This window comes from Parageobacillus caldoxylosilyticus (assembly GCF_019272935.1).
GTDB lineage: Bacteria > Bacillota > Bacilli > Bacillales > Anoxybacillaceae > Saccharococcus > Saccharococcus caldoxylosilyticus.
This window is the reverse complement of sequence record NZ_CP040553.1, coordinates 52,799-76,659: the sequence shown is the minus strand read 5'-3', so window position 1 is coordinate 76,659 and position 23,861 is coordinate 52,799. Positions and strand designations below refer to the sequence as shown.

The 23,861-nt window shown below is 45.0% G+C and carries 21 protein-coding genes; 16 read left to right on the top strand and 5 right to left on the bottom strand.

Annotation, left to right across the window (positions count from 1 at the left end; genetic code table 11):
* Nucleotide 1 precedes the first annotated feature (1 nt).
* Nucleotides 2-1,087, bottom strand: a complete 1,086-nt coding sequence (locus BV455_RS00440) for a GerAB/ArcD/ProY family transporter (RefSeq protein ID WP_218687609.1) — start codon at nt 1,085-1,087, stop codon at nt 2-4.
* A gap of 308 nt (nt 1,088-1,395) precedes the next feature.
* On the opposite strand from BV455_RS00440, the gene BV455_RS00435 reads away from it, so the two are divergent.
* On the top strand, nt 1,396-2,328 hold the full coding sequence (locus tag BV455_RS00435) for a DMT family transporter (protein ID WP_218687608.1): 933 nt from the start codon (nt 1,396-1,398) through the stop codon (nt 2,326-2,328).
* Complete coding sequence (locus BV455_RS00430) at nt 2,309-3,235, top strand: DMT family transporter (protein ID WP_218687607.1); 927 nt, start codon at nt 2,309-2,311, stop codon at nt 3,233-3,235. The genes BV455_RS00435 and BV455_RS00430 overlap by 20 nt, the downstream gene beginning before the upstream one ends.
* 45 nt (nt 3,236-3,280) lie before the next feature.
* On the opposite strand, the gene BV455_RS00425 is transcribed toward BV455_RS00430, so the two are convergent.
* Nucleotides 3,281-4,537 (bottom strand): ATP-binding protein, encoded by a 1,257-nt coding sequence (locus BV455_RS00425; RefSeq protein WP_218687606.1) that lies wholly within the window; start codon nt 4,535-4,537, stop codon nt 3,281-3,283.
* Between the two features lie 215 nt (nt 4,538-4,752).
* On the opposite strand from BV455_RS00425, the gene BV455_RS00420 reads away from it, so the two are divergent.
* The 6 genes from BV455_RS00420 to BV455_RS00395 all read left to right on the top strand — a co-directional run bounded on the left by BV455_RS00420 (nt 4,753) and on the right by BV455_RS00395 (nt 11,145).
* Nucleotides 4,753-5,430, top strand: coding sequence for a YetF domain-containing protein (locus tag BV455_RS00420; protein WP_081160778.1), 678 nt, complete (start codon nt 4,753-4,755; stop codon nt 5,428-5,430).
* Nucleotides 5,431-5,554: 124 nt separating this feature from the next.
* Nucleotides 5,555-5,971: a GntR family transcriptional regulator gene (locus BV455_RS00415; RefSeq protein WP_042409453.1), complete on the top strand. Its 417-nt coding sequence runs from the start codon at nt 5,555-5,557 to the stop codon at nt 5,969-5,971.
* Nucleotides 5,937-6,836 (top strand): ABC transporter ATP-binding protein, encoded by a 900-nt coding sequence (locus BV455_RS00410; RefSeq protein ID WP_017436705.1) that lies wholly within the window; start codon nt 5,937-5,939, stop codon nt 6,834-6,836. The genes BV455_RS00415 and BV455_RS00410 overlap by 35 nt, the downstream gene beginning before the upstream one ends.
* Entirely contained in the window at nt 6,811-8,526 is a 1,716-nt protein-coding gene (locus BV455_RS00405) for an ABC-2 transporter permease (RefSeq protein ID WP_081160775.1), read from the top strand. The genes BV455_RS00410 and BV455_RS00405 overlap by 26 nt, the downstream gene beginning before the upstream one ends.
* A 128-nt stretch (nt 8,527-8,654) precedes the next feature.
* Complete coding sequence (locus tag BV455_RS00400) at nt 8,655-9,020, top strand: ArsR/SmtB family transcription factor (protein WP_017436703.1); 366 nt, start codon at nt 8,655-8,657, stop codon at nt 9,018-9,020.
* The gene (locus BV455_RS00395) at nt 9,010-11,145 is read left to right on the top strand and encodes a heavy metal translocating P-type ATPase (protein ID WP_081160772.1); all 2,136 of its coding nucleotides are present in this window, start codon (nt 9,010-9,012) and stop codon (nt 11,143-11,145) included. Before BV455_RS00400 ends, BV455_RS00395 begins: the two co-directional genes overlap by 11 nt.
* A gap of 214 nt (nt 11,146-11,359) precedes the next feature.
* Here the strand turns inward: BV455_RS00395 and BV455_RS00390 are convergent, their stop codons facing one another.
* Nucleotides 11,360-11,590, bottom strand: coding sequence for a YczF family membrane protein (locus tag BV455_RS00390; protein WP_081160769.1), 231 nt, complete (start codon nt 11,588-11,590; stop codon nt 11,360-11,362).
* A gap of 157 nt (nt 11,591-11,747) precedes the next feature.
* Here BV455_RS00390 and BV455_RS00385 point away from each other — a divergent pair, with 157 nt between their 5' ends.
* From BV455_RS00385 to BV455_RS00350, 8 genes are all read left to right on the top strand, one after another.
* Complete coding sequence (locus BV455_RS00385) at nt 11,748-13,373, top strand: spore germination protein (RefSeq protein WP_218687605.1); 1,626 nt, start codon at nt 11,748-11,750, stop codon at nt 13,371-13,373.
* Nucleotides 13,370-14,605 carry a Ger(x)C family spore germination protein gene (locus tag BV455_RS00380; protein WP_218687604.1) on the top strand — a complete coding sequence of 412 codons (1,236 nt, stop codon included), beginning with the start codon at nt 13,370-13,372 and terminating at the stop codon, nt 14,603-14,605. Before BV455_RS00385 ends, BV455_RS00380 begins: the two co-directional genes overlap by 4 nt.
* Nucleotides 14,593-15,696, top strand: coding sequence for a GerAB/ArcD/ProY family transporter (locus BV455_RS00375; protein WP_218687603.1), 1,104 nt, complete (start codon nt 14,593-14,595; stop codon nt 15,694-15,696). The genes BV455_RS00380 and BV455_RS00375 overlap by 13 nt, the downstream gene beginning before the upstream one ends.
* A gap of 187 nt (nt 15,697-15,883) precedes the next feature.
* A complete protein-coding gene (locus BV455_RS00370; RefSeq protein ID WP_042410163.1) occupies nt 15,884-17,335 on the top strand; it encodes a SpoIIE family protein phosphatase in 1,452 nt (483 codons plus the stop codon).
* 42 nt (nt 17,336-17,377) lie between these two features.
* Nucleotides 17,378-17,827 (top strand): ATP-binding protein, encoded by a 450-nt coding sequence (locus BV455_RS00365; RefSeq protein WP_017436695.1) that lies wholly within the window; start codon nt 17,378-17,380, stop codon nt 17,825-17,827.
* Nucleotides 17,802-18,233, top strand: coding sequence for an anti-sigma factor antagonist (locus tag BV455_RS00360; protein WP_042410167.1), 432 nt, complete (start codon nt 17,802-17,804; stop codon nt 18,231-18,233). Before BV455_RS00365 ends, BV455_RS00360 begins: the two co-directional genes overlap by 26 nt.
* 349 nt (nt 18,234-18,582) lie before the next feature.
* Nucleotides 18,583-20,322 (top strand): ABC transporter ATP-binding protein, encoded by a 1,740-nt coding sequence (locus BV455_RS00355; RefSeq protein ID WP_218687602.1) that lies wholly within the window; start codon nt 18,583-18,585, stop codon nt 20,320-20,322.
* Nucleotides 20,303-22,099 (top strand): ABC transporter ATP-binding protein, encoded by a 1,797-nt coding sequence (locus BV455_RS00350; RefSeq protein WP_042410172.1) that lies wholly within the window; start codon nt 20,303-20,305, stop codon nt 22,097-22,099. Before BV455_RS00355 ends, BV455_RS00350 begins: the two co-directional genes overlap by 20 nt.
* Before the next feature lie 36 nt (nt 22,100-22,135).
* On the opposite strand, the gene BV455_RS00345 is transcribed toward BV455_RS00350, so the two are convergent.
* Both BV455_RS00345 and BV455_RS00340 read right to left on the bottom strand, forming a co-directional pair.
* Nucleotides 22,136-22,783 (bottom strand): MOSC domain-containing protein, encoded by a 648-nt coding sequence (locus BV455_RS00345; protein ID WP_061579085.1) that lies wholly within the window; start codon nt 22,781-22,783, stop codon nt 22,136-22,138.
* Nucleotides 22,704-23,798 carry an LLM class flavin-dependent oxidoreductase gene (locus BV455_RS00340; RefSeq protein WP_017436690.1) on the bottom strand — a complete coding sequence of 365 codons (1,095 nt, stop codon included), beginning with the start codon at nt 23,796-23,798 and terminating at the stop codon, nt 22,704-22,706. The genes BV455_RS00345 and BV455_RS00340 overlap by 80 nt, the downstream gene beginning before the upstream one ends.
* Between the last annotated feature and the right edge of the window lie 63 nt (nt 23,799-23,861).

Sequence of the window (23,861 nt, the reverse complement as noted above, 5' to 3'; positions counted from 1 at the left end):
ATTAAGCTCTCCTCTTTTTGAAATATGAAATGAGTGCCAATATCCCAATAAGCAAAGAGAGAGATAGAATGGATAGTAGCGAAAGCGGCAGAACCAATTGATATAGCAAATCTAAAAATTTGTCGTCGCTGATCGGAATCAATGATAATAAAAACAGAGTGATATAAATAACGATCAAAATCCATAATCGTACTTTTTTATCCGTTACGTGAAATAGCTCTGGGATGAGCGCAGTAGCCAGGGAATTTCGGATAAATGCCCCAGACATCCACTGATAAACCGCAAGGAAATCAAGATATTCAATGTACGTTCCAAAGCTGATCAATCCCCATTCTTCAAAGGCCGGGTAACGTAAATCCGCTGCTTGTTTCGGTCCAAATTCAATAATCGCGCCAATCGTTGGACCAATGCCTAAGCTTGCGGCGAGAACACTAATGATTAACAGCGATTTAAAAGAAAAGCGAGCTGGAAGATAATGTTGCATGAATAAAATAAGAAAAATTTCCACATTTCCGGCACCAGCATAGATCATCCCTTTTAAAACAGGGGTAAAGCCATTTTCCATAATTGGCTTTAACAATGAATAATCTTTATGCGGCGTAGTTGCGATCGCAACTAACATCCCAAAAATAACGACAAACGGTAAAAGAATGACCGCCGTCTTTGCAATGGATGGTATGCCATAATATGCGTTATAAAAGCACATCACTGTTAAGATTAACAAAATGACCCAATCAGGTGTACGCGTTAAGAAGGTAGTGGTAATAAACGTAACCGTGTCGTTGACTGTAACATAGCCGATAACCAGTAATAATAGGCTTCCAAGAATAGCCACGAAATATGCAATGACACTTTTAAATTCTGTTTTTAACCATAAGAATAAATGCATTTGATTGGATTGCTTCATGACAAAATATAAAAGCGGAAGCCATAACGGCAATGCAGCAAGGGCCATGGTTCCCGAAATCCACGCATCACGACCGGCTGCGTCTAATAACAATGGGATCACAATGACATGATTCATTAGCCCGATGAACAACATAAATACACAAACCAGTTGAACGGTACTTAACGGAGTATGATTCACAGCGGACACCTTTCTTTGGGTGAATTACTAACTATGTTGCTATTTTTTCCATAAGCAGCAATGTCTATTCTTTTTCGCAACATACATAATAATTAGGAAAATATGAATGTGTATTTCACGATAATTTGATACAATGAAACAAAATGAAATGATTATAGAGAAAAGGGTGAGAAACGATGAGAATGTATTTCGATTTATGGGAAAACGATCAACCTGCGGCTCGCTTCTAAGACGGGGGCAGCTATAATTGCGCCTCATCTTAGGAAAGGATGGCTTTTCAATCCCGATGAAGACGGAGGGTTGTTCCAATGAAAAATATATTTTTCGGCGCCTTCTATTTATCGCTGGCAGCCAGCATTTGGGGTGGAATGTACGTTGTCAGCAAATATGTCCTTGATTTCGTTCCGCCGTTTACGTTAGTGTGGCTGCGTTATGCCATCGCGTTCGTTGTTTTATTTGGGATATTAAAAGTCCATCAATATAAAACAAAAGCGAGGCTATCCCTTCGAAAACAAGATTGGCTTTTGCTAGGTTGGATCGGTTTTATCGGTTATTTTGTTTCGATATCGTTGCAATTTATCGGCACCAAATTATCTGATGCGCATACAGGGGCGTTGATCACGTCGGCAACTCCGGCGTTTATTGTCTTGTTTGCAAGATTGGTCTTACATGAGTGGATCACCTTGAGAAAAGCTTTTGCTCTTTTGCTGGCTACCATCGGGGTCGTCGTCGTCATCGGTTTGGACAACAGCGGAGGGACATCATTTTGGGGGAATATGATGTTAGTTGGGGCGGCGCTGACATGGGCGCTTTTATCTGTGTACGTGAAAGTGGCTTCCACCCGCTTTTCGGCCTTGACGATTACAACCTATGCCATTTTGTTTGCTTTATTATTCACTACCCCGGTTATGATTTGGGAGTTATATGAACAACCCGTTTCTTTTCCTGACATGATCGTCGTATTTGGGATTCTTTATCTTGGGATTATTTCGACCGCGGGGGCGTTTTTTCTCTGGAATAAAGGAATGGAAATGATGGATGCCGGGATTGGCTCGTTATTTTTCTTTTTTCAGCCGCTCGTCGGCGCTGTTTTTGGCTTTTTGTTTTTACATGAACAAATTGCAGCTTCGTTTTATGTAGGCGGGTTGCTGATTATCATAGGGGTGTTTATTGCCGTTAAGCATCCTATCCATCAACATCAGTCAAAAGAAGGGGAGAATTATGGCCACACAAGTCTCTAGTCGCATCAAAGGACTAATGATGGTCATCACCGGTGCAGCGCTTTGGGGATTATCAGGAACAGCGGCGCAAGTGTTATTTCAGGAAAAGCAAATAACCGCAGAATGGCTTGTCGTGGTGCGAATGATGCTGGCGGGAAGCGCGTTGCTATTGTTTGCGGCATGTAAACGGATGGCGATATTTTCGATCTGGACCGACGCCAAAAGCATTGTAAGCTTACTATTGTTTGGGTTTTTCGGCATGCTTGGAGTGCAATATACGTATTTTGCATCGATCGCCACGGGCAATGCCGCTACGGCGACATTATTGCAATATTTAGCCCCTGTCTATATCGTGTTATATGCCATCGCTTTTCAAAAGCATCGTCCATCGAAAGAGGTGATGTTTGCTATTGTATTGGCTCTTTTAGGGACTTTTCTATTAATTACAAACGGTTCAACCGGGGAATTAAAAGTGCCATTGATATCTGTTGGTTGGGGAATTCTTTCTGGTGTTGCCTTAGCTTTTTATACATTATCTTCGGCACAGATGCTGAAACAGTGGCACTCCACCATCGTTGTCGGTTGGGGAATGGTCATCGGAGGGGGAGTCATGTGTTTTGTTTTTCCTCCTTTTCCGCTGCCGTTGGTCCGCTGGGATGCACAGACGTGGCTGCTTATCTTGTTTGTCGTTGTATTTGGCACTTTATTTGCATTTTTATTATTTGTCGAAAGCATTCGCTACTTATCGCCGACGGAATCGAGCTTGCTATCTAGCGTAGAGCCGCTTTCAGCCGTAATAGCCTCGATTGCTTTTTTACATGTCCCGTTCGGTCTGTTTCAAGCCATTGGAGCCGTTTGCATTATGGTGACGGTTCTCTTGTTATCTCAGAAAAAAGAGAGACAGCCCTCGCACTCGACATCTACATAAGAAAGGGATGTGGACTAGCTCCACATCCCTTTCTTTCTGGCAGGATCAGTTCGCAGCCTTAGGAAACGTAATCGTTAATGTGGTTCCTTTATTTACCTCGCTTTGAATATGCAGCGCTCCCTGCATCGTTTGAATCATCTTTACCGCTATCATTGTTCCAAGACCGGTTCCCTTTTCTTTTGTACTAAAGTATGGCTCGCCAAAACGGCCTACTTGTTCCGTTGTCATTCCCACGCCGGTGTCTTTAATCGTAATGATGACATGATTTCCATGCACGCGGGATGAAATCGTCAATGTCCCTCCGTTTGGCATGGCTTCGATGCTGTTTTTTATCAAATTTAAAAAACACTGTTGAAAGTACTGAATGTTTCCGACAATCGCAGCGGGTTGCAGCTCTTCAACAATTTCAATCGAGCTCATATGAGCCATTGGCACCAGCATCTGAACGACCTTTCGCAACTGGGCATCTACCATGAGACGTTCTACCTTGTTCGATGCTGGTTTGGCAAAGGTTAAATAATCGTTAATAATCGCTTCCGCTCGATTAATTTCGTCTAAAGCAATTTGAATGTAGCGATCTTTTGTATCTTGTGGAAGAGAAGGGGTTTTTAATAATTGAATAAATCCTTTGACAACGGTTAATGGATTGCGAACTTCGTGTGAAATACTGGCCGCAAGCTGACTAACCACTTCCATTTTCTCGACTTTAACCAGTTTGGAGCGCATCATAATTGCTTCTTTTAATGTTTCCATAATATACACGACAAATAGCATCCCAATGGGAGGAAGTACAATGAAATAAACAATATAAGTGTCCGTTACTGGAAAATGGGCGATGATGATGGCGAGAAACGTGGTGAGAATCGCCAGAAAAAAGGTTAACCAGACCGACATAGAGAGTTTGTTTCGGCGTTTTAATGTCTTAAATGTCGGCGAAATGAGAGCTGTGACCACAAACATGGTCATATACACAATCGCAGTAATATACTCAAATCCGTAAATCAGAGAGCGAGCAGCCAGCAAAATCAGAAGCAAAATAAAGCCGACGATTCCGTCGCCATATAGTGCGCCTACAAGAAATGGAATTTGTCGTAAGTCATGGATGCAACGTTCATCAATGTAAATAGGAAATTTCATGCATAAAATGATCGGAAACCCCATGCAAATGGCAAGGAGGGCATTTCTGTATGATGGCCGCTTTTTAAATATCTCCCCGTGATCATAAATAAAATAAAAAACAAATACGCTCACTAAAATATAAAACAAATTGTTTAATACATGTTGATTTATATAAGAACCCATAAATATCTCCCATCCACGAAAATTCGACCCTATTATTATATTATTATACGGAAAGAATGGGATGGAAAAATAGCTTTTTTATAAGGGAATAAACAATTGTTGAAAAAAGGAGTTGCGTTCTTGGCTTCAGGCGGCAAAAACTTTGCCGTGACATAATTTAGCATGTTGTTGTTCATAATGAAACTAACGAATCATGATCAGGATGGTGGCAATGAATGAAATGGGTGCATTTAACAGTAGAGCTTGTGACAGGATTTGTGCTTTTATTTCTCGTTGTGAAAGTGGCCGGCAAAAAACTGATCCATCAAATAAGCCCATTTACATTTATTTCGGCGCTCGTATTAGGAGAGCTGTTAGGAAACGCTCTATATGACGATCATGTCCATCTTTGGTATATTATCTATTCGATATCGCTATGGGGAGCGCTATTATTGCTTGTCGAATACATGAGCCAAAAATGGCTCCCGTTTCGCCGCCTTAGTGAAGGAAAACCGACAGCATTAATCCGAAATGGGATCATTGACTATGAAGCATTGAAGAAAAGCCGGATGACGCTCAATCAACTGCAAAGTTTGCTTCGTCAAAACGAAACGTTTTCATTGCGGGAAGTCGCTTTTTGCTATTTAGAGGCAAACGGAACAATCAGCGTCTTGAAAAAAGCAAAATATCAAAAAACGATACGTGAAGATTTTCAATTGCCGCCCCATCCCGTTCATGTTCCGGTTACGCTCATCCGCGAGGGACAGCTGCTTATCGATGAACTGCACGCAATTGGCAAAGATGAGCAATGGCTAAACGAACAATTGCGTACCCATGGCGTGTCATCGTATGAGGACGTCATCATTGCCGAATGGCTGGAAGGGGACGGCCTGTTTGTGCAGACGTATTCGTAATGTAAGGAATATCATTTCCTTATGTTACGTTTTTTTTATTTATGGAAAATACTTGCTATTTAACTGTTATAAGTGTATTATTATTAATAGTACAGTTGATACAGATGATGAAAGGAGGGGGGAGATGTTTGAGTTAGACGTTCGCAGCCGCCAACCGATTTATGAACAGCTTGTCGAAAAAATGAAAGAAATGATCATCCGCGAAATATGGAAGCCGCATGAGCAGCTGCCATCCGTACGGATGATGGCGAAACAATTAACGATTAATCCAAACACGATTCAAAAAGCGTATCGGGAATTAGAGCACCAAGGGTTTATTTATTCGATTCCAGGAAAGGGAAACTTTGTTTCTCCGCAGGCGAAAACAGCAAGCCAAGAAAAAATCGCAGCCATTCGCCACGATATTGTCCGTCTGGCTGCCGAGGCGTTTTTTTTAGGAGTGACAAAAGAAGAAGTGCTGCAATGGATCGAACAAGCGGAACAAGGGGAGAGAGGGGGAAAAACAGATGATTCATTTGACGAACGTAACGAAAACGTTTGACCGCTTTCAAGCGATTCGCGGAGTCAGCATGACGGTGCAAAAAGGAAGAATTTACGGCCTGCTCGGCTCCAATGGCGCGGGGAAAACGACATTGTTAAAGATGATGGCTGGGATTATCCGTCCCGATCATGGCACAGTGCTCATTGATGGGGAAGAGGTATGGGAAAATCCAAAAATAAAGCGGCGAATCATGTTTTTGCCGGATCATGTATATTTCTTCCCGCAAACAACGATCGAGCAAATGGCCGCGTTTTACGAAAGTATTTATCCATCTTTTCATCGGGAGCGGTTTACAAGATTACAAGAAATATTTTTGCTTGACCCGCGCAAAAAAATCCACCAGTTTTCGAAAGGAATGCAGCGTCAAGCCGCATTTTGGCTCGCCTTTTCGACGATGCCGGACGTGCTCGTCATGGATGAACCGCTTGATGGACTCGATGCGGTCGTCAGGCAAAAAGTGAAAAACATTATTGTCCAAGAGGTCGCCGAGCGTGAAATGACGGTCGTTATTTCTTCGCATAACTTGCGGGAAATGGAAGATCTTTGCGACTGTATCGGCATTTTGCATGAGGGAGAAATGCTGTTTGAAAAAGAGCTGGATGCGATGAAAACCGATATCCATAAAATTCAAGTCGCGTTTCGCAATGGAATTCCAAAGCAATTTGCTGAGCAGCTTAATATCGTTTACAAAGAGCAGCGCGGCAGCGTCCTTCTCCTTATTGTGCGCGGCAAAAAGCAGGAAATCGTTTCCTATATTAAGCCGTTTCAGCCGCTCATTTTTGATATCCTGCCGCTTACGCTTGAAGAGATTTTTATTTACGAAATGGGGGATGCCGGCTATGCCATCGAAAATATTATCGTTTAATCGCGGGCTTTTTGTGCAAAATCTTCGCAGCGTCGGCTGGATTGGCATCGTGCATTTCTTGCTGTGGTTCGCCGCCATTCCGCTGCAATTATTGATGGCTTACTCCCAGCAGAAAGACGGCGGCATTTATCCCGAATGGGAAAGTTTATACAGCATTTCCGCGCCGTTTCAATCGATGATTGTTTTTACGCTGCCGGTGTTATTAGCCGCATTCTTATTTCGTTACATGCAAGGCAAACCATCATCTGATTTTATGCATAGTTTACCTGTACAGAGAGCGGAACTGTTTTGCCAGCAAGTCGTGTTTGGAGTGATGCTCATTGTCATTCCAATCGTGCTTATTTCATTGCTTACCGTCGTTTGCCGCTATGGATTAAGTCTTTCCGTGCCGCTAACGATCAGTGACATTATCCGCTGGATGTGGGAAACGGCTATCATGGAACTGTTTGTTTTTGCCGCTGGCGTGTTTGTCGGAATGATGACAGGCATGTCGACGCTGCAAGTCGTATTTACGTATATTTTGTTTTTATTCCCGGCAGGCATCACGATTTTATTATTAGCCAATACCTCGTTTTTATTGATTGGATTCCCGGCCGGTTATTATTTATCAAAAAATCTGGAGACAATTGTGCCGTTTTTCCGCTATTTAAATCTTGAAGCAGAACCGTTGGCAGCGGGCGAATCGCTTATTTATCTGCTTTTTATTATGTTGTTCCTTATTTTAGCGATTTGGCTGTACCAAAAACGGCATAGCGAGGCGGCGACGCAGGCGCTGGCATTTCCGGTGCTCCGTCCGGTCTTTAAGTACGGCGTCGCGTTTTGTACGATGCTCGTCGGCGGTTTTTATTTTGGCGTTACGCAAAATCAGTTTTCCTGGATTGTATTCGGATATGTCACCTTCTCATTTATCGGCTTTTTCATTGCCGAAATGATTATCGAAAAAACGTGGCGGGTTTTCCATAAGTGGAAAGGGTACACTTATTTTGCCGCGGCGATGGTGGTCATCGGCATTTTGGTTCATCTTGATATAACCGGATATGAAAAACGGCTGCCAGCGTTAGAGGATATCCGCCAAGTCTATTTTGGCAGTTCCGTCTATGATTTTGTTGAAAATGGCGAACGTTCGTATGTGCCGTTTGAACAAGAAAACCAGTTTTTAAAGGAAAAAGAAAATATTCGAGCCGTCTACGCATTTCACCAACAGCTAGTCAAAGATCAACCAAGATCGTTTCCGTCTGAGGCGCAGCGACAAGTGGTCATCGGTTATGTGTTCAAGAACGGCAAGCGGATGATCCGCCAGTATGGTGTGCCTAGCGAACCGTATTTTTCCTATTATCAACCAATTTTAGAATCGAAAGAGTATAAGAAAAACTATTATTTATTGCTGCGCGATCAAGGATATTCGCCGATTCGCCAAGTCGCCTTCCGCCACCCAGAGACGAGCGAGAAAACGTTGACGATCATCGAGCCGCAGCAAATTGATTCATTTATCGAAGCGTTAAAAGCCGACTTAATGGAAGAGCCTGCAAGCGCGATGCTGGATAGCAGCAAAGTATGGCAGGGGGATATCGAGCTTTTACAAAGTGACGGCGATACCATTCTTCTCGCGTGGAAAGAAACGTATACGCATGTCGAAAAGTGGCTCAAAGATCATCATCTGCTCGCAAAAGCCCGAGGGAATGCGGAATGATAAAAGGGAATCGCAGTGATTCCCTTTTTTGATTGAAAGATATTCAAATTATTGTTTGAATGAATTGACACGTTTGTTGATGAAGGAATATACTATATTCAAACGAATATTTGAATGAAGGTGACAAGATGGCGAACGATGTATGTGAAGTATTTTCCATTAACGCGGAAAAAGTCGATGCCGTCCGGCAGCGCATCAATGAAATCAGCGGGGTGGAACAGCTATTTAAAGTGCTGGCCGATGCGACGCGCTTAAAAATCACGTATGCGTTAATGCTCGAAAAAGAGCTATGCGTCTGTGATGTCGCGACGATTATCGGTTGCACGGTGGCGACCGCTTCCCACCATTTGCGCCTGTTGCGCGATATGGGAATCGCCAAGCACCGCAAAGAGGGGAAACTCGTGTTTTATTCGCTGAAAGACGACCATGTCGAACAGCTTGTGGCACTGGCGCTTGTTCACGCCAAAGAGGGGGAAGAAAACGATGGAAAATAAACATGTGTACCGCCTTCAAGGCCTTTCCTGCGCTAACTGTGCGGCACGGTTTGAGAAAAATGTGAAGTCGATTGCGACGGTCAAAGATGCTGAAGTCAATTTCGGCGCGGCGAAACTAACGGTGATTGGCGAAGCGTCGATCGCAGAGCTGGAAAAAGCGGGAGCGTTTGACGGAATTACCGTCATTCCGGAAACGGAGCGGAAAGAACAGAAAGCAGCGCCGTTTTGGAAAAAGAAAACAAACGTGCTTGCCGCCGTTTCCGCGTTGTTTCTTCTCAGCGGCTTTGTCGCGGCGCATGCGGTTGGCGAAACGAGCCTTGCCGCGATTTTATTGTTTGCAACAAGCATCCTGGTCGGCGGCTATCATTTATTAAAAACCGGAATCAACAATCTTGTTCGCCTACAATTTGATATGAAAACATTGATGACGATCGCCATCATCGGCGCGGCGTGCATCGGAGAATGGAAAGAAGGGGCGGTCGTTGTCTTCCTATTTGCGATTAGCGAAGCGCTCGAGAGATATTCCATGGATACGGCACGCCGTTCGATTCAGCGGCTAATGGATATCGCCCCGAAAAAAGCGCTCGTGCTCCGCGACGGCAAAGAGTATGAAGTGGATGTCAAAGAGGTGATGGTCGGCGATACGATTCTTGTGAAACCCGGACAAAAAATCGCGATGGACGGCGTGGTCATTCGCGGGGAATCGTCGGTCAACGAAGCGGCGATTACTGGTGAAGCGATGCCGGTTGCAAAAACGAGCGGCGATGAAGTATATGCCGGGACGTTAAACGCCGAAGGGGCGCTTGAGGTGCGCGTTACAAAGCGCGTCGAAGATTCCACCATTGCCAAAATCATTCATCTTGTCGAAGAAGCGCAGGCCGAGCGGGCGCCAACGCAGCAATTTGTCGACCGTTTTGCCCGCTATTACACGCCGGCGATTATGCTGATTGCCTTGCTCGTTGCCATCGTCCCGCCTTTATGGTTCGATGAACAGTGGCTGACATGGATTTATCGCGGATTGACAATTCTTGTTGTTGGCTGCCCGTGCGCACTTGTCATTAGTACGCCGGTCGCGATCGTTACGGCGATCGGACAGGCGGCGCGGCAAGGGGTGTTGATCAAAGGAGGAGCCTATTTAGAAGAGGTCGGAAAACTTAAGGCGATGGCGTTTGATAAAACGGGGACGTTAACAACGGGAACGCCGGAAGTAACGGGAGTTTATCCAGTAAGCCATATCAATGAAAAACAATTGCTGCAAATTGCCGCTGCGATCGAGAAACAATCAGAACATCCGCTTGCTTCGGCAGTGTTGAGCAAAGCGGAACAATGGCAGCTGTCGGTTGATGGCATGGAGATTAGGGAGTTTCGGGCAATGGCCGGCAAAGGAGCCGCAGCCCGTGTCAATGGAACGATGTATTATATTGGGAAACCTTCACTATTTTCGCATTTATCGTTAAGCGAAACGATTCATACGAAAATCGAAACGTTGCAAAAACAAGGAAATACAGTGATGCTAGTGGGCGATGAAACAAGCGTGCTGGGAATGATCGCTGTTTCCGATCAGCTGCGCCCTAGCGCCGGCAAGGTGCTGCAGGCGCTCAAAAAACTAGGAATCTCGCAAACCGTGATGCTCACAGGGGACAATGCAACAACCGCCCATACGCTTGCCGCGGATCTTCCGCTTGCCGATGTGCGCGCTGAGCTATTGCCAGAGGAAAAACTAACCGCTATTCACGGATTGCAAAAACAATTCGATCGTATTGCGATGGTTGGTGACGGCGTCAATGATGCCCCGGCGTTGGCGGCGGCCAATATTGGCATCGCAATGGGAAATACCGGAACGGATGTGGCGCTTGAGACTGCAGATATTGTGTTAATGGGGGATGATTTGGAAAAACTTCCGTATGTGATCCGCCTAAGCCGGAAAACGCTGCGTATGATTCAACAAAACGTGGCTATTGCTCTATTCTTAAAATTATTGGCGCTCTTGCTCATTATTCCGGGATGGCTTGCCTTATGGATGGCCATTTTTGCCGATATGGGAGCAACCTTGCTTGTCTTGCTGAATTCACTAAGGCTGCTTCAGTTTGGAAGAAAAAGAAATAGCGAAGCGAAAGGAGGCTGATGCGAAAAGGGTTTCGCATCAGCCTTTCTCTTTTTTCTGTCCGTAGCCATCTTTTCATATGAAAAGGACTGACAATGGGTGGAGCGCCAAATGGACTCAAACAGTTCTATGACAGGGACGCAACACCATGAAAAAGCGCGTATTTTCAACCTGTTTGCGTTAGCATCATGATGGGGAGGGTGGATTTTCACGCATGGGGGAGGAGTAAAATTGCTCATGGTTGTTTTTGGTATTTTTTATGCTTCAAGATTTCTGCGAATAAATCAATGATCCATAGCAGCACAAATATGAAAAAAATCATCATCTCAGCACCTTTCATCACTCGAAACGGAAAAAGGATATTGTGAATGGATTGATAAAAGGAGTAACCAAGCAGTCTGTCCATTCCCATAGCGATGCCGGCTAGCGAGATGATCATAATTAGTTTGATGATCAATAATTTCATCGTACCACCTGCCGTTAAAATGATGTTTATTGTTTTTGTCCTAATTGTAAAACCTTTCTCTCTTGTTTTATTTTCTTTCTTGTTTTGATTTTGTATATCCACTTTTTTCGTTGCCCATAATGAAAAATGCATGAGTTTGGAGCAAGGGGGAAAGTAAATGTTGTTTCAGTGGGGATTACAGAAAAAAAAGCAGGAAATTCAGGAGAAAGAAGGAAAAGATCAAAGCGGCCAAGCGCAGGATATTCCAGGGGAACCCATTCATTCACAACTAGAAATGAATATAGATATTGTCCGTCATACGACGGGAGACAGTCCTGATATTGTCATTCGTCGCTTTGATGTTGGCCATGAACGTACTATTCGCGCAGCTATGATTTTTGTCGATGGTCTTGTTGACGAAAAAAATGTGTGCCAATTTTTACTTGAACCTCTCATGACCGCAACGTTTCCAATTTCTTTATTGCCGACAGACCTATTTATCTGGATGGAAAAGAAACTGGCCGCTGTCGGCGGGATTCGGCAAATTTCTCAATGGTCCGAGTTATTTACAGAACTAATGTCCGGAAGGACGATTATTCTCCTTGATGGAATTCCGTTGGCCTTATGCGCGAGCACAAAAGGGGGACAATATCGCCAAATTGAGGAGCCGCAAACACAAATAGCGATCCGCGGTTCTCGCGACGGGTTTACCGAATCGCTGCGCATCAATACCTCACTGATTCGCCGCCGCATTCAAAATCCAAATCTTTGGATGGAAACAATGAAAATCGGCAAAGTAACGCAAACAGACGTCGCCATTATGTACATAAAAGGAATCGCCAATGAGGAAATTGTACAAGAAGTAAAACAACGGCTTAACCGCATCAATATTGACAGTATTTTGGAATCTGGCTATATCGAACAATTAATTGAAGATCAAACATATACTACGTTTCCTACGGTATATCATACGGAACGGCCGGATACGGTTGCCGCAAATCTGTTAGAGGGAAGAGTCGCCATTTTTATGGAGGGAACTCCATTTGTCCTGGTTGTTCCAGCTGTGTTTATCCAATTTTTTCAGGCGGTCGAAGATTATTATTCCCGTTTTGATATTTCGACGGCACTTCGCTTTTTGCGTGTGCTTATTTTCTTTATTTCCTTAATTGCTCCTGCGTTGTATATTGCAGCGACAACATTTCACCAAGAAATGATCCCGACGCCGCTGGTTATTGCGATCGCTGCGCAACGGGAGGCAGTTCCATTTCCAGCGTTTGTCGAAGCATTGGTGATGGAAGTCACTTTCGAAATTTTGCGAGAAGCTGGGGTGCGTCTGCCGCGTGCGGTCGGTCAAGCGGTATCGATCGTCGGCGCGCTTGTCATTGGACAGTCGGCAGTCGAGGCGGGATTTGTTTCTTCGGCGATGGTCATCGTTGTTTCGATTACAGCGGTGGCTAGTTTTGCAACGCCGGCAGTTGCGATTGCTATTTCTGCCCGCCTCATTCGGTTTTTGCTTATGGTTCTTGCGGCCATATTTGGGTTTTACGGAATTATCATAGGAATTTTAGTGATGACCATTCACTTATGCAGCCTTCGTTCATTTGGTGTTCCATATATGTCGCCATTGGCTCCATCCATTCCAGCTAACATGGGTGATACGCTCTTCCGTGTGCCGACATGGGCGTTTAAAGATCGGCCGCATCTCATCAGCCAAAAAAATATTGAGCGCCAAGGGAACAATCAGAAGCCACAACCGCCTGGCTCGAATAGTTCAAACGATTCAAACAGGGGAGAAACGTCATGAAACGAATAATCGCAACGGTCGTTTCTATTTTGCTATGTGGAATCATCCTTGCGGGATGCTGGAGCAGAAAAGAGCTTACCGATTTGGCTTTTATCATCGCAGTTGGGTTGGATAAAACCAAAGATGGAAAATACATGATGATCTACCAAGTCGTCAACCCTGGAAATGTGGCCGGGGCAACGCAAAGAGGAGGAGGAAGCGGTGGAGTGCCGGTTTCTATTTATAAAGCAACAGGCAATAACCTTGTCGAGGCAAGCCGAAAAACATCGCAAAAGGTATCGCGGATTCCGTATTATGCCCATACGAACTTGGTAGTGATTGGGGAGGAGGTAGCCAGAGAAGGATTGGATGGACTATTTGACGCGTTGGAGCGCAACAGCCAGTTTCGCGCGACTTCCATGGTGGTCATTGCCCGCCATCATTCAGCGGAGGATGTATTAAAAATATTAACACCCATTGATAAAATTTCTGCCAATCAAATTATCAAAACATTGCAATTTTCAGAAAAAATGTGGGGGGAAACCATCAATATTCATGTAGGAGACATCATTAGAGATCTTTCTTCACAAGGAAAAGCTCCTGTTATTAGCGGTGTTGGAATTGAAGGGAACGTACGAAAAGGAAAACGTCAATTAAGCATACAAGCTTCCGAGCCGGATGCGCGCTTGTATGTAGATGGATTGGCGATGTTTAAAGACGGAAAACTTGTCGGATGGATTAATGGGGAAGCATCCCGCGGGGTGTTATGGGTATTAGATAAGATTAAACAAACCAATATCACAACAGGATGGAAAGAGAAAAAAGAGGCAATTAGCTATAAAGTAGATCGGTCCCAAACGAGTGTGGCCGCCCGTATCAAAAATGGGAAGCCGTCTGTTTCCGTTCATATTCAGACAGAAGGAGACATCGGTGAAGTGCTGGTGCCTCTTGACTTAAACGATCCAAAGCAGCTTTTAATGCTGAAAAAGGCGATAGAACAGGCCATAAAAAGGGAAGTCCTTGACGCCGTTGAAAGAGCAAAAGAAAAGAGGACAGATATTTTTGGATTTGGCCAAACCGTGTATCGTTCCTATCCACACGAATGGAGGAAAATAGCAAAAAATTGGAATGAATCATATTTCCCTTATTTGGAGGTCAATGTAAAAGTTGAGTCTTTTATCCGCCGGACGGGACTGCGGAATAAACCATATATATTTCAACAGCAAGGCGGGAAACTGGAATGGAAAAAGTAAAAATTAGCGCACGGCAATTGTTTGTGCTCATCATACTGTTTGAACATGGCAGTGCGCTCGTCATTCCGCTTGGAGTGCGGGCGAAGCAGGATGTGTGGCTGGCGATCTTGTTAGGAATGGTAGGCGGCATATTGCTGTTTTTGGTTTATTATCGCCTCTACCGTTATTATCCGGATATTCCCTTAACATCCTATGTGCAACACATTATCGGACCCTGGCTTGGCAAAGCGCTTGCGTTTGTGTATACCGTTTATTTTCTTTATCTTGCCTCCCGGGTGCTCAGGGACTTCGGAGAGCTGCTTTTGACGTTTGCTTATCCGGAAACGCCTCTCTTTAGTTTAAATGCGATTATGATATTGACGGTGATGTATGGTGTGTATAAAGGCATTGAGGTATTAGCACGGACAGGGGAGCTGTTTTTGACGTTTCTTTATGTACTGGCAATCGGCGGGTTTATTTTGGTCATAAGCGCAGGGTTAGTGCATTTATATAACTTGGAGCCGGTGCTGGCGGATGGCTGGAAGCCTGTGTGGAAAGTAGTGTTTACGGAAACACTTTATGTGCCGTTTGGGGAAATGATCGTATTTGCGATGATATTTCCGTATTTAAACAATCCGGAAAAAGCAAAACAAGCGACTATTATCGGTATGGGGCTAAGCGGCATCAATTTAGCCATTACCGCGGCGATTAATGTGGCGGCGCTTGGCCCAGAGCTTGTGTCCCGTTCGACGTTCCCGCTTTTAGACACGATCCGAAACATTCAAGTTGCTAATTTTTTGGAACGCCTCGATGTCTTTTTCATGATTGCCCTTATTATTGGCGGCTTTTTTAAAATCTCGCTCTTTTTTTATGCTGGAGTGGTAGGAGCGAGCGAGTTATTTGGAGTGCAAAATCATCACCGTCTCATTTATTCTCTTGGGTTCATTGTGTTGTTATTATCCGTTGCGATCGCTGACAATTTTTCCGAACATATTAAGGAAGGATTACGGATTGTCACGGTCTATTTGCACTTGCCGCTGCAAGTTATTATTCCTATTTGTTTACTCGTGATTGCAGCTATTCGTCACCGTTATTTCAATCAGCAATCATGAAAATAGGAAAAAATGGCTATCTTTTTTTCCAAAGAAAAAGCAGGAAAAGGAGGGGGGGAAGCGAATTTAATAAATCAAAAAAGAAAACCTTTCCGTTTCGAAGCAATGGTTGCCTTGTGTTCAAAAGGTGACCTTTTATCATGAAGTGGGGCAATAATGAGAGATTACGATGAAAAAGGGTTGAACAATGGTGAAGCTAAATGTACAGGTGATCGGAAAAACGTTTAACCATCGTGCCAGTGGTGGAATGATCATTACTGACCGAAACCAATTAATTGTAGCGGTGAATGATGAGATAGCGGAACTGACCGGTTATGCTAAGGAGCAATTAATCGGCCAATCTATTCATATTCTTCTTGCCGATGAACGCATTGCTGAAAAGTGTGAATTGATTTGGGAAACTGTGTTAGAAAGCGGTTATTGGCAAGGGGAAATAGATCATTACGTGGACAATGGCCAAAAGCGCACAAAGATGTTAACAGTATATGCGCTTTCCGGCGCGACAGATGAATGTTACGTCTGGTGTTTTACCGATACGGAAACATCAGCTTCTTTGCCAGAATCGGAACAAATGTTGCGAGCCATATATCAAACTGCCCCGCTGGCCGTAATTCCGTTATGCAAAAATATGACGATAAAAGACTGGGGACATGCCGCTGAAGCGTTATTTGGCTGGAAGCGGGAGGAAGTCATTGGTCAAAGTTTATCTTCTCTGTTTTATGAGTACCCCCATCATGAGGTATTTTCCTATCCGTTAAAAGAGAAAAAAGCCGGGGAGTGCATGGTTAAGCGAAAGGACGGAACATTAATCGACGTTGCATATGCAGTCATTTCGGTGACCGATTCGGATGGAAACGTTACCGGATATATTGTGATGTTTGAAGATATTACAAGGCGGAGGCAAAAAGACATCGAGCACAAACGGCAAGTGGAGCTCGCGAAAAAAATTCAGCGAAGTTTATTAACGCCCCCGATCCAAAACAATGTAGTAACAATGGATGCGGTTTATATCCCGTCGGACGACTTATCTGGAGATATATATGCATGTTACCAAATTGATCGGGATCGTTATGGCGTCATTATTATTGACGTAATGGGGCATGGCATTTCTTCTTCGCTTGTCAGCATGCTGCTTCGCTCACTGCTGAGGGGACTGATTGTACGTGTCATCGATCCAGTGTATGTTGCTACCGAACTAGAGAAACATGTACAAAACTTGTTTCCAGATGAGGTAAATGAAATCCGCTATTTATTTTCCATGATTTATTTGGTGATTGATACGAAAAGGAAGCAGATCGAGTATACAAATGCCGGACACCCTGCCGGATTATTGGTTTCCGAGGACGGAGAAATCATTGAATTGGATAAGGGCGGATTGGCGATCGGCAGCCCGTTTTCTGTACCGTTTGAAAAAGAGGTGATTCATTACCGAAAGCGGACAAGACTATTTTTATATACCGATGGGATTTTAGATGAAATCGACTCCTCTATTTTACAAAGCATGAATAAAATTCGTACGTATACAAAAATGTACAGCCATTTATCAGACAAACAGTTTTTACATATGTTGATGGAAGAGGGAAAATCGTCGACAAGCCCTGTCGATGATATATGTTTGCTGTCTATTACAGTTCAGTGACAGGATAACTTCCAAATTAGCTGTATCAGTAGGTGCAAAACAATGTACGAAATAACGATGCAATGCAAAGCGACGGAGGAGGCCATTGATTTTTGCGATTTGCTGGCGAAGCAAATCGCCCGCTTCTTTTCCCTTCATGATCGCGATATGTTTGTCTTATCGGTCCATGAAGCAGTTGTCAATTCCATAAAGGCAGTAAAACAGCTGGGAAGAAAAATAGATGACGGTGCGTTGGTCGTATCCTGGCGAATTACAGAGGAAGAGGTAACGGTGACGGTAACCGATGAAGGCGGAGGGATTCCGATAAAAGAGATCGAACGATTGGGGCAGGAAAGCTTGGAAGATGTCTTGCTTGCCGAATCCGGGCGCGGTCTTTTACTGATCAAGGAAACGATGGATGTGGTGTCATTCGTGCCGCATGAAGGCGGCAAATGTGCGATCGTAATGAAAATGAGGAGAGGACAGAATGGATCGTCGGATATCCACTTTTGAATTAGTAACGGTATCGGTAGAAACGTATGCGAAAATATGGTTAAAAGGAAATTTGGTTTACCATACGCAACAGGCGGCAAGACAAAAGATGGAAATGGCATTAGCAGAAATAGACAGAAACATCGTCATAATGGACGTCAGTCAACTTCTTTTTATTGATAGTACAGGATTAGCGTTATTGATTCACTTTTTCAAAAAGGCGGTTTGCCAAAACAAACAAATTGCATTGGTCGTTTCCACTAATAAAACGGTAGAAAGGATATTGGCGATTGCAAAATTTGATAAATTGTTTCCGATTGTGGAGCGGGAAGAGGATCTCGCTCGGTTGCTGGCTTCGCTCACTAAAGAAATTGCCAGCCAGGAAATGTTGCTGAAAATATGGCAGAACCATTGTATACAAAATTGAAAATATACGGAAATCCAGTTGTATTCGTATAACACTCCCTCGTTCATTTACGGCCCGTCGTCTTTTTCCATAAAAGATCAAAAAATTGTAAAACGCTTTTTTGGCGAGTAGAATAAAAGTTACAAAAGCAGATAGCCACGAAGTCCATGGTTTGAGTTTTGGAATGAAGTGGAAAACGATGTTAAACCGGGCCGGCAGAGCGCTAAACACCAGTGAGATTTTGCCCATGATCCTTAACAGAACAAGATGGAGTGCCTGCACACAGGTGTAGGAAAACTCTTTAGTACGTCAGACCGCACCGACTTTAGTCGTGTGGAGGTTCAGATGATAGGCACGGGGGAGTGACAACATGCGGCAGATATTATTGTACTTAAAACCATATCGCAAATGGATGATCATCGCTTGGATGCTGATGCTTATTGAGCTGTTAGTGGAATTATGGCAGCCGCTGTTGATGGGAAAAATTATTGACGATGGAGTCATGAAACAAAACTTGTCTGTTGTTTGGACGTGGGGTGCGGTGATGATCGGCGCTTCATTTCTAGCGTTTGCATCGGGGATTGCCAACTCTTTTGCTGCCGCCTACGTCGGTCAAGAGTGTGGATTTTCGCTGCGAAAGCATCTATTCGAAAAAATTCAGTCCTTTTCGTTCGCCAATGTGGAACGGTTTTCGACCGCTTCGCTCATTACGAGACTGACAAATGATGTGACACAAGTGCAAAATATGGTATTTATGAGCTTGCGCATCGCCTTGCGTGCTCCGCTTCTTGTTGTGTTTAGCGTCGCGATGTCATTAATTGTTCATGTGCAGCTTGCGCTCATGTTCGTTGTTGCCGTTCCGATATTAGTGGCATTTTTGTTATGGATGATGAATAAAGCGGCCGCCTCATTTTCCATCGTCCAGCAAGCGCTCGACCGAGTCAATAGCGTGATGCGTGAAAATCTGGCGGGAATGCGTCTCATTAAAGCGTGGATGAGAGGAGTATACGAGCAAGAGCGGTTTATGACGGTGAACGAGTCATTAATGCAGCGGACGATGAACGTCTTGCGCTTAGTGGAAACCATTACGCCTGTATTGCTATTCGTAATGAATATGGCGATTATTGTTATTCTTTTTGTTGGACGAGTCGACATAAAAGCGGGGAGCGCCACAGCGGGTCAAGTTGTCGCTGTTGTCAATTATGCGACCCGTATTACGGCAGCGTTGTCGATGTTTACGTTTATTACGATGGCATTTTCACGTGCCAAAGCATCAGCAGGACGGATTGCGGATGTACTTCAAACGGAGGTAGAAATGAAAGACGGGCATGAGGGCGGCGCCGTGCCTATCCGGCAAGGAGAGATTCGGTTTGAGCGCGTGTCTTTTCGCTATCCGAACAGCCGCACTCTTGTGTTAAAAGATATTTCGTTTGTCGTCCGTCCGCACGAAACAGTGGCGATTTTAGGAGCGACCGGTTCAGGAAAGACGTCGCTGCTGCAGCTGATTCCCCGTTTATACGATCCGACCGATGGGCGGGTGTTGATCGATGGCGTTGATATTCGGCAAATGAATCAAGAACAGCTGCGCACCGCAATTCGTTTTGTTCCGCAGGAAGTGCTGCTTTTTTCCGGCACGATCGCGGAAAACATTCGTTTTGGAAATGCCAATGCTTCTATGGAAGAAGTGATAAAAGCAGCGAAACACGCGCAAATTCATGATACGATTATGAGCTTTCCCGACGGGTACGAGACAGTGATCGGACAAAAAGGAGTGAACTTGTCGGGCGGACAAAAGCAGCGCCTGTCGATTGCCCGGGCGCTTGTCGGCCATCCGAAAATTTTGTTGCTCGATGATAGTACGAGCGCGCTTGATTTAAAAACGGAGGCAAAACTGCTCGAAGCGCTAAAAGAATATACGTGCACGACATTGATTGTTACGCAAAAAATCCGCACGGCAATGGAAGCCGATGTGATTTTCTTGCTAGAAGATGGCCAACTGCTCGCAAAAGGAAGCCATGATGAGCTGCTAGAAAAGAGCGAACTGTACCGAAAAATCGTCGAATCGCAGTTTGGAAAGAAGGGGCATAACGATGTTACGACCACGGCATAGTACGCTGGCGACGATGGGCCAAAAACGGAAAGCGAGGGATAGTATTGGCACGTTAAAGCGGCTTTGGTCATTTGTTTCGCCGCAAAAAGGCTGGCTTTTGGCGGCAATAATAATAGTCATCATCAGTTCCGGCTTAAGCCTGCTTGGTCCATATGTCGTCGGGAAAGCGATTGATAGGTATATAGTTGAAAGGCGGACAGACGGCTTCTGGATGGTGCTTGCGCTTCTTCTTTTTATTTATGTCGCCCTGTCCGCCTCGACATTTTTGCAGAACTATTGGATGATCGGTGTCGCGCAAAAAACGGTTTATGCGATCCGCAAACAGCTGTTCCGCCATTTTCATGAACTGCCGATTTCGTTTTTTGATAAGCGCCAGCAAGGCGAATTGATGAGCCGTATCACCAATGACATTGATAATATGAGCCAAACGTTTAACAGCACGGCAATCCAGGTGATCTCGAGCGCGCTCACGCTTGCCGGGGCGATTGGCGTGATGGTTTGGCTTAGCCCGCTGCTTACGCTGGTGACCTTGCTGATCGTTCCGATGATGTATGCGGGGATGAAGTGGATCACGAACCGGACACAAAAACGGTTTCGCGAGCAACAGCGCTGTTTAGGGGAAATGAACGGATTTATCGAAGAAGTCATCTCCGGACAAAAAGTGGTGAAAATGTTTTCGCAGGAGCGGAGAATGATCAACGACTTTTTGCAAAAAAACGAACAGTTAAAGCGCGCCGGTTTTTGGGCGCAGACGTATTCCGGCTTTATTCCGAAGCTGATGAACTTTTTAAACAACTTAAGTTTTGCACTGATTGCCGGCGTCGGCGGAGTTTTGGCGCTTAAAGGAATCATTTCGATTGGAGTCATTGTTGTCTTTGTCGAGTATGCCCGCCAGTTTACCCGTCCGCTCAATGATTTGGCCAACCAATGGAATACGCTGCTGTCCGCACTGGCCGGCGCGGAGCGGGTGTTTGAAATTTTAGATACGCCTAAAGAAGAATGGGATGAAACGGGAGCGATTTCTCTTGGACACCTGCAAGGGAAAGTCGAATTTGACCATGTCGTATTTTCTTATGATCAAAAACGCGATGCCCTTCGTGATGTCAGCTTTTCTGTCTCTCCTGGAGAAACGGTGGCGCTTGTTGGCCCGACCGGGGCAGGAAAAACGACGGTTTTGCAGCTGTTAACCCGTTTTTACGACCCTGACCGCGGCCATATTTTCATCGATGGGCACGATGGCCGTTCTATTAAGCGCGCAAACTTGCGCGCCCATATGGCATTTGTTTTGCAAGATACGTTTTTGTTTGAAGGAACGATTCGCGATAATATTCGTTACGGAAGGTTAGAGGCAAGCGATGAGGAAGTGGAGCAGGCGGCGAAATGGGCCAATGCCCATTCGTTTATTACAAAGCTGCCAAACGGTTATGATACGGTGTTAAAGCAAGATGGCAGCGGCATCAGTCAAGGTCAAAGACAGCTCTTGGCAATCGCCCGCGCGATGGTGGCAAACCCGTCGATTTTAATTTTAGATGAGGCGACAAGCAATATCGATACGGTGACTGAGATGAAAATTCAGGAGGCGCTCGAGCGACTGATGAAAGGGCGGACCTGTTTTGTCATTGCCCATCGGCTCAACACGGTGCAACATGCGGACCGCATTCTTGTGTTGAATGAAGGAAAAATTGTCGAACAAGGGACGCATGAATCACTGCTGAAGGCAAAAGGGTTTTACTATGAGTTGTACCATAGCCATCTGCAAAAAGAGGAAGTATCATAAAAACACCTTGTACACGCGTGTACAAGGTGTTTCTTTTTAAGAATTAGCGGCGGCGGAAATCCTTGCCGCAAACACATCGCGCCAGCTTTTCGATAAGGCGGGTTCGGCGAGGATTTTTCGCATCGCTTCCACATTTGTTTTTTCCATATAATAAATGTGATTGACATAGTCAATGGATAACCGGGACAGACTGCGTTCGACTAGTATCAGCGGATCGCCTTGCTGAATAACGCCTTCTTGCAGCACGCGAAAATAAAAGCCGGTTCGGCCCGTTTGCTGCACCACAAGCGGAAGGTCCGGCAGACCGTGCCGCTTGGCCAGCTTAAAGCATGGCTGTCTTGGCTGGGATACTTGAATGACGGCCGTTCCGACGGAAAAAATATCGCCGATATATACTTCCTTTTCCGTCAAACCTGCTAGTGTGAGGTTTTCGCCAAACGAACCGGGAAAAAATGGACGCTCATACCGTTTCGTCCATTTCGTAAAATGTTCCGACGGGTAAGCGCAAATCGCTTTGTCATACCCGCCGTGATGCACTAAGTCCGCCTGTCGATCTCCAGTAAAGTTGAGCTTCGTGACAAAAACTGGTTCCAATACCCGTTCTTTATAAATTCCCGTTGTCAACGGCTTTCCGCCGATCATCACCGTTTTTGGTGCGCCGACATTGACGGAAATCACTTTCATCTATTCCCTCTACCCCCCATAATTCTTCGGCAATTAACCGAAATGACGCCAGTTTATCTGCAAAATCATAGGTAATCGTTACAAGCATAATTTCTTCTGTTTCATAAGCCTCGCTGAGCCGAAACAGCTGTTCTTTTATTTGTTTTGGCGAACCGACGATCATCCGTTTGCGGTTTTCGATAACCCGTTTGCGCTCATACGGACTGTACGGGTAAGCCGTTGCTTTTTCCGGGCTTGGCGTGCCGTTGGACACCATGCCTTGTTCAATCATCAACAGCGATAAATCAAGGCTTGATGCCACCCATTCCGCTTTTTCTTCTGTTTCGGCGCAAATGGCGAACACAGCGACCATATTGCGCGGTTTATCTAAATATTTCGATGGCACAAACCGTTCACGGTACAATTTCGTATAATATTCCCCACCTTCGCCGTTAATAAATTGGGCAAACACATACGGCAACCCTTTTTGCGCGGCAAGGAGCGCGGAGGATGAGCTTGAGCCGAGCAGCCATACATCGGGAGCTGTCCGTACGTTCGGTGTCGCCTTTAGTCCGTGCAATGGATGTTCTTTCGGCAAGTCGTTATGTAAATAAGCAAGCAAATCATCAACCTGCTCTGGATAGCGGTCTATATCTCTTCGTTTTCCTTCTTGCAAGGCGATCGTCGCAATCGGCATGCCGCCAGGCGCTCTCCCGATCCCTAAGTCAACCCGGCCGGGATGAAGCCCTTCGAGCACTTTAAAGTTTTCTGCCACTTTATAAGCGCTATAATGCGGGAGCATTACTCCGCCTGATCCGATGCGGATGCGCGACGTTTTCGCGCCAATATGGCCAAGGAGCACTTCCGGAGATGAACCTGCAAGGCTGTTTGTATCATGATGCTCCGACACCCAAAAACGTTCATAGCCAAGCTCCTCGACAAATTGCGCGAGCCGGACAGTATTGGCGAGCGCTTCTTCCGCTGTCATCCCCTCCGCGATTGGGGATTGGTCTAACACGCTTAATTTAAGGCTCATGATAAAACATCCTTTCGCTATCGTGCTTCATGTTCCAAGAGGGATTAATTATTTCTTATTATG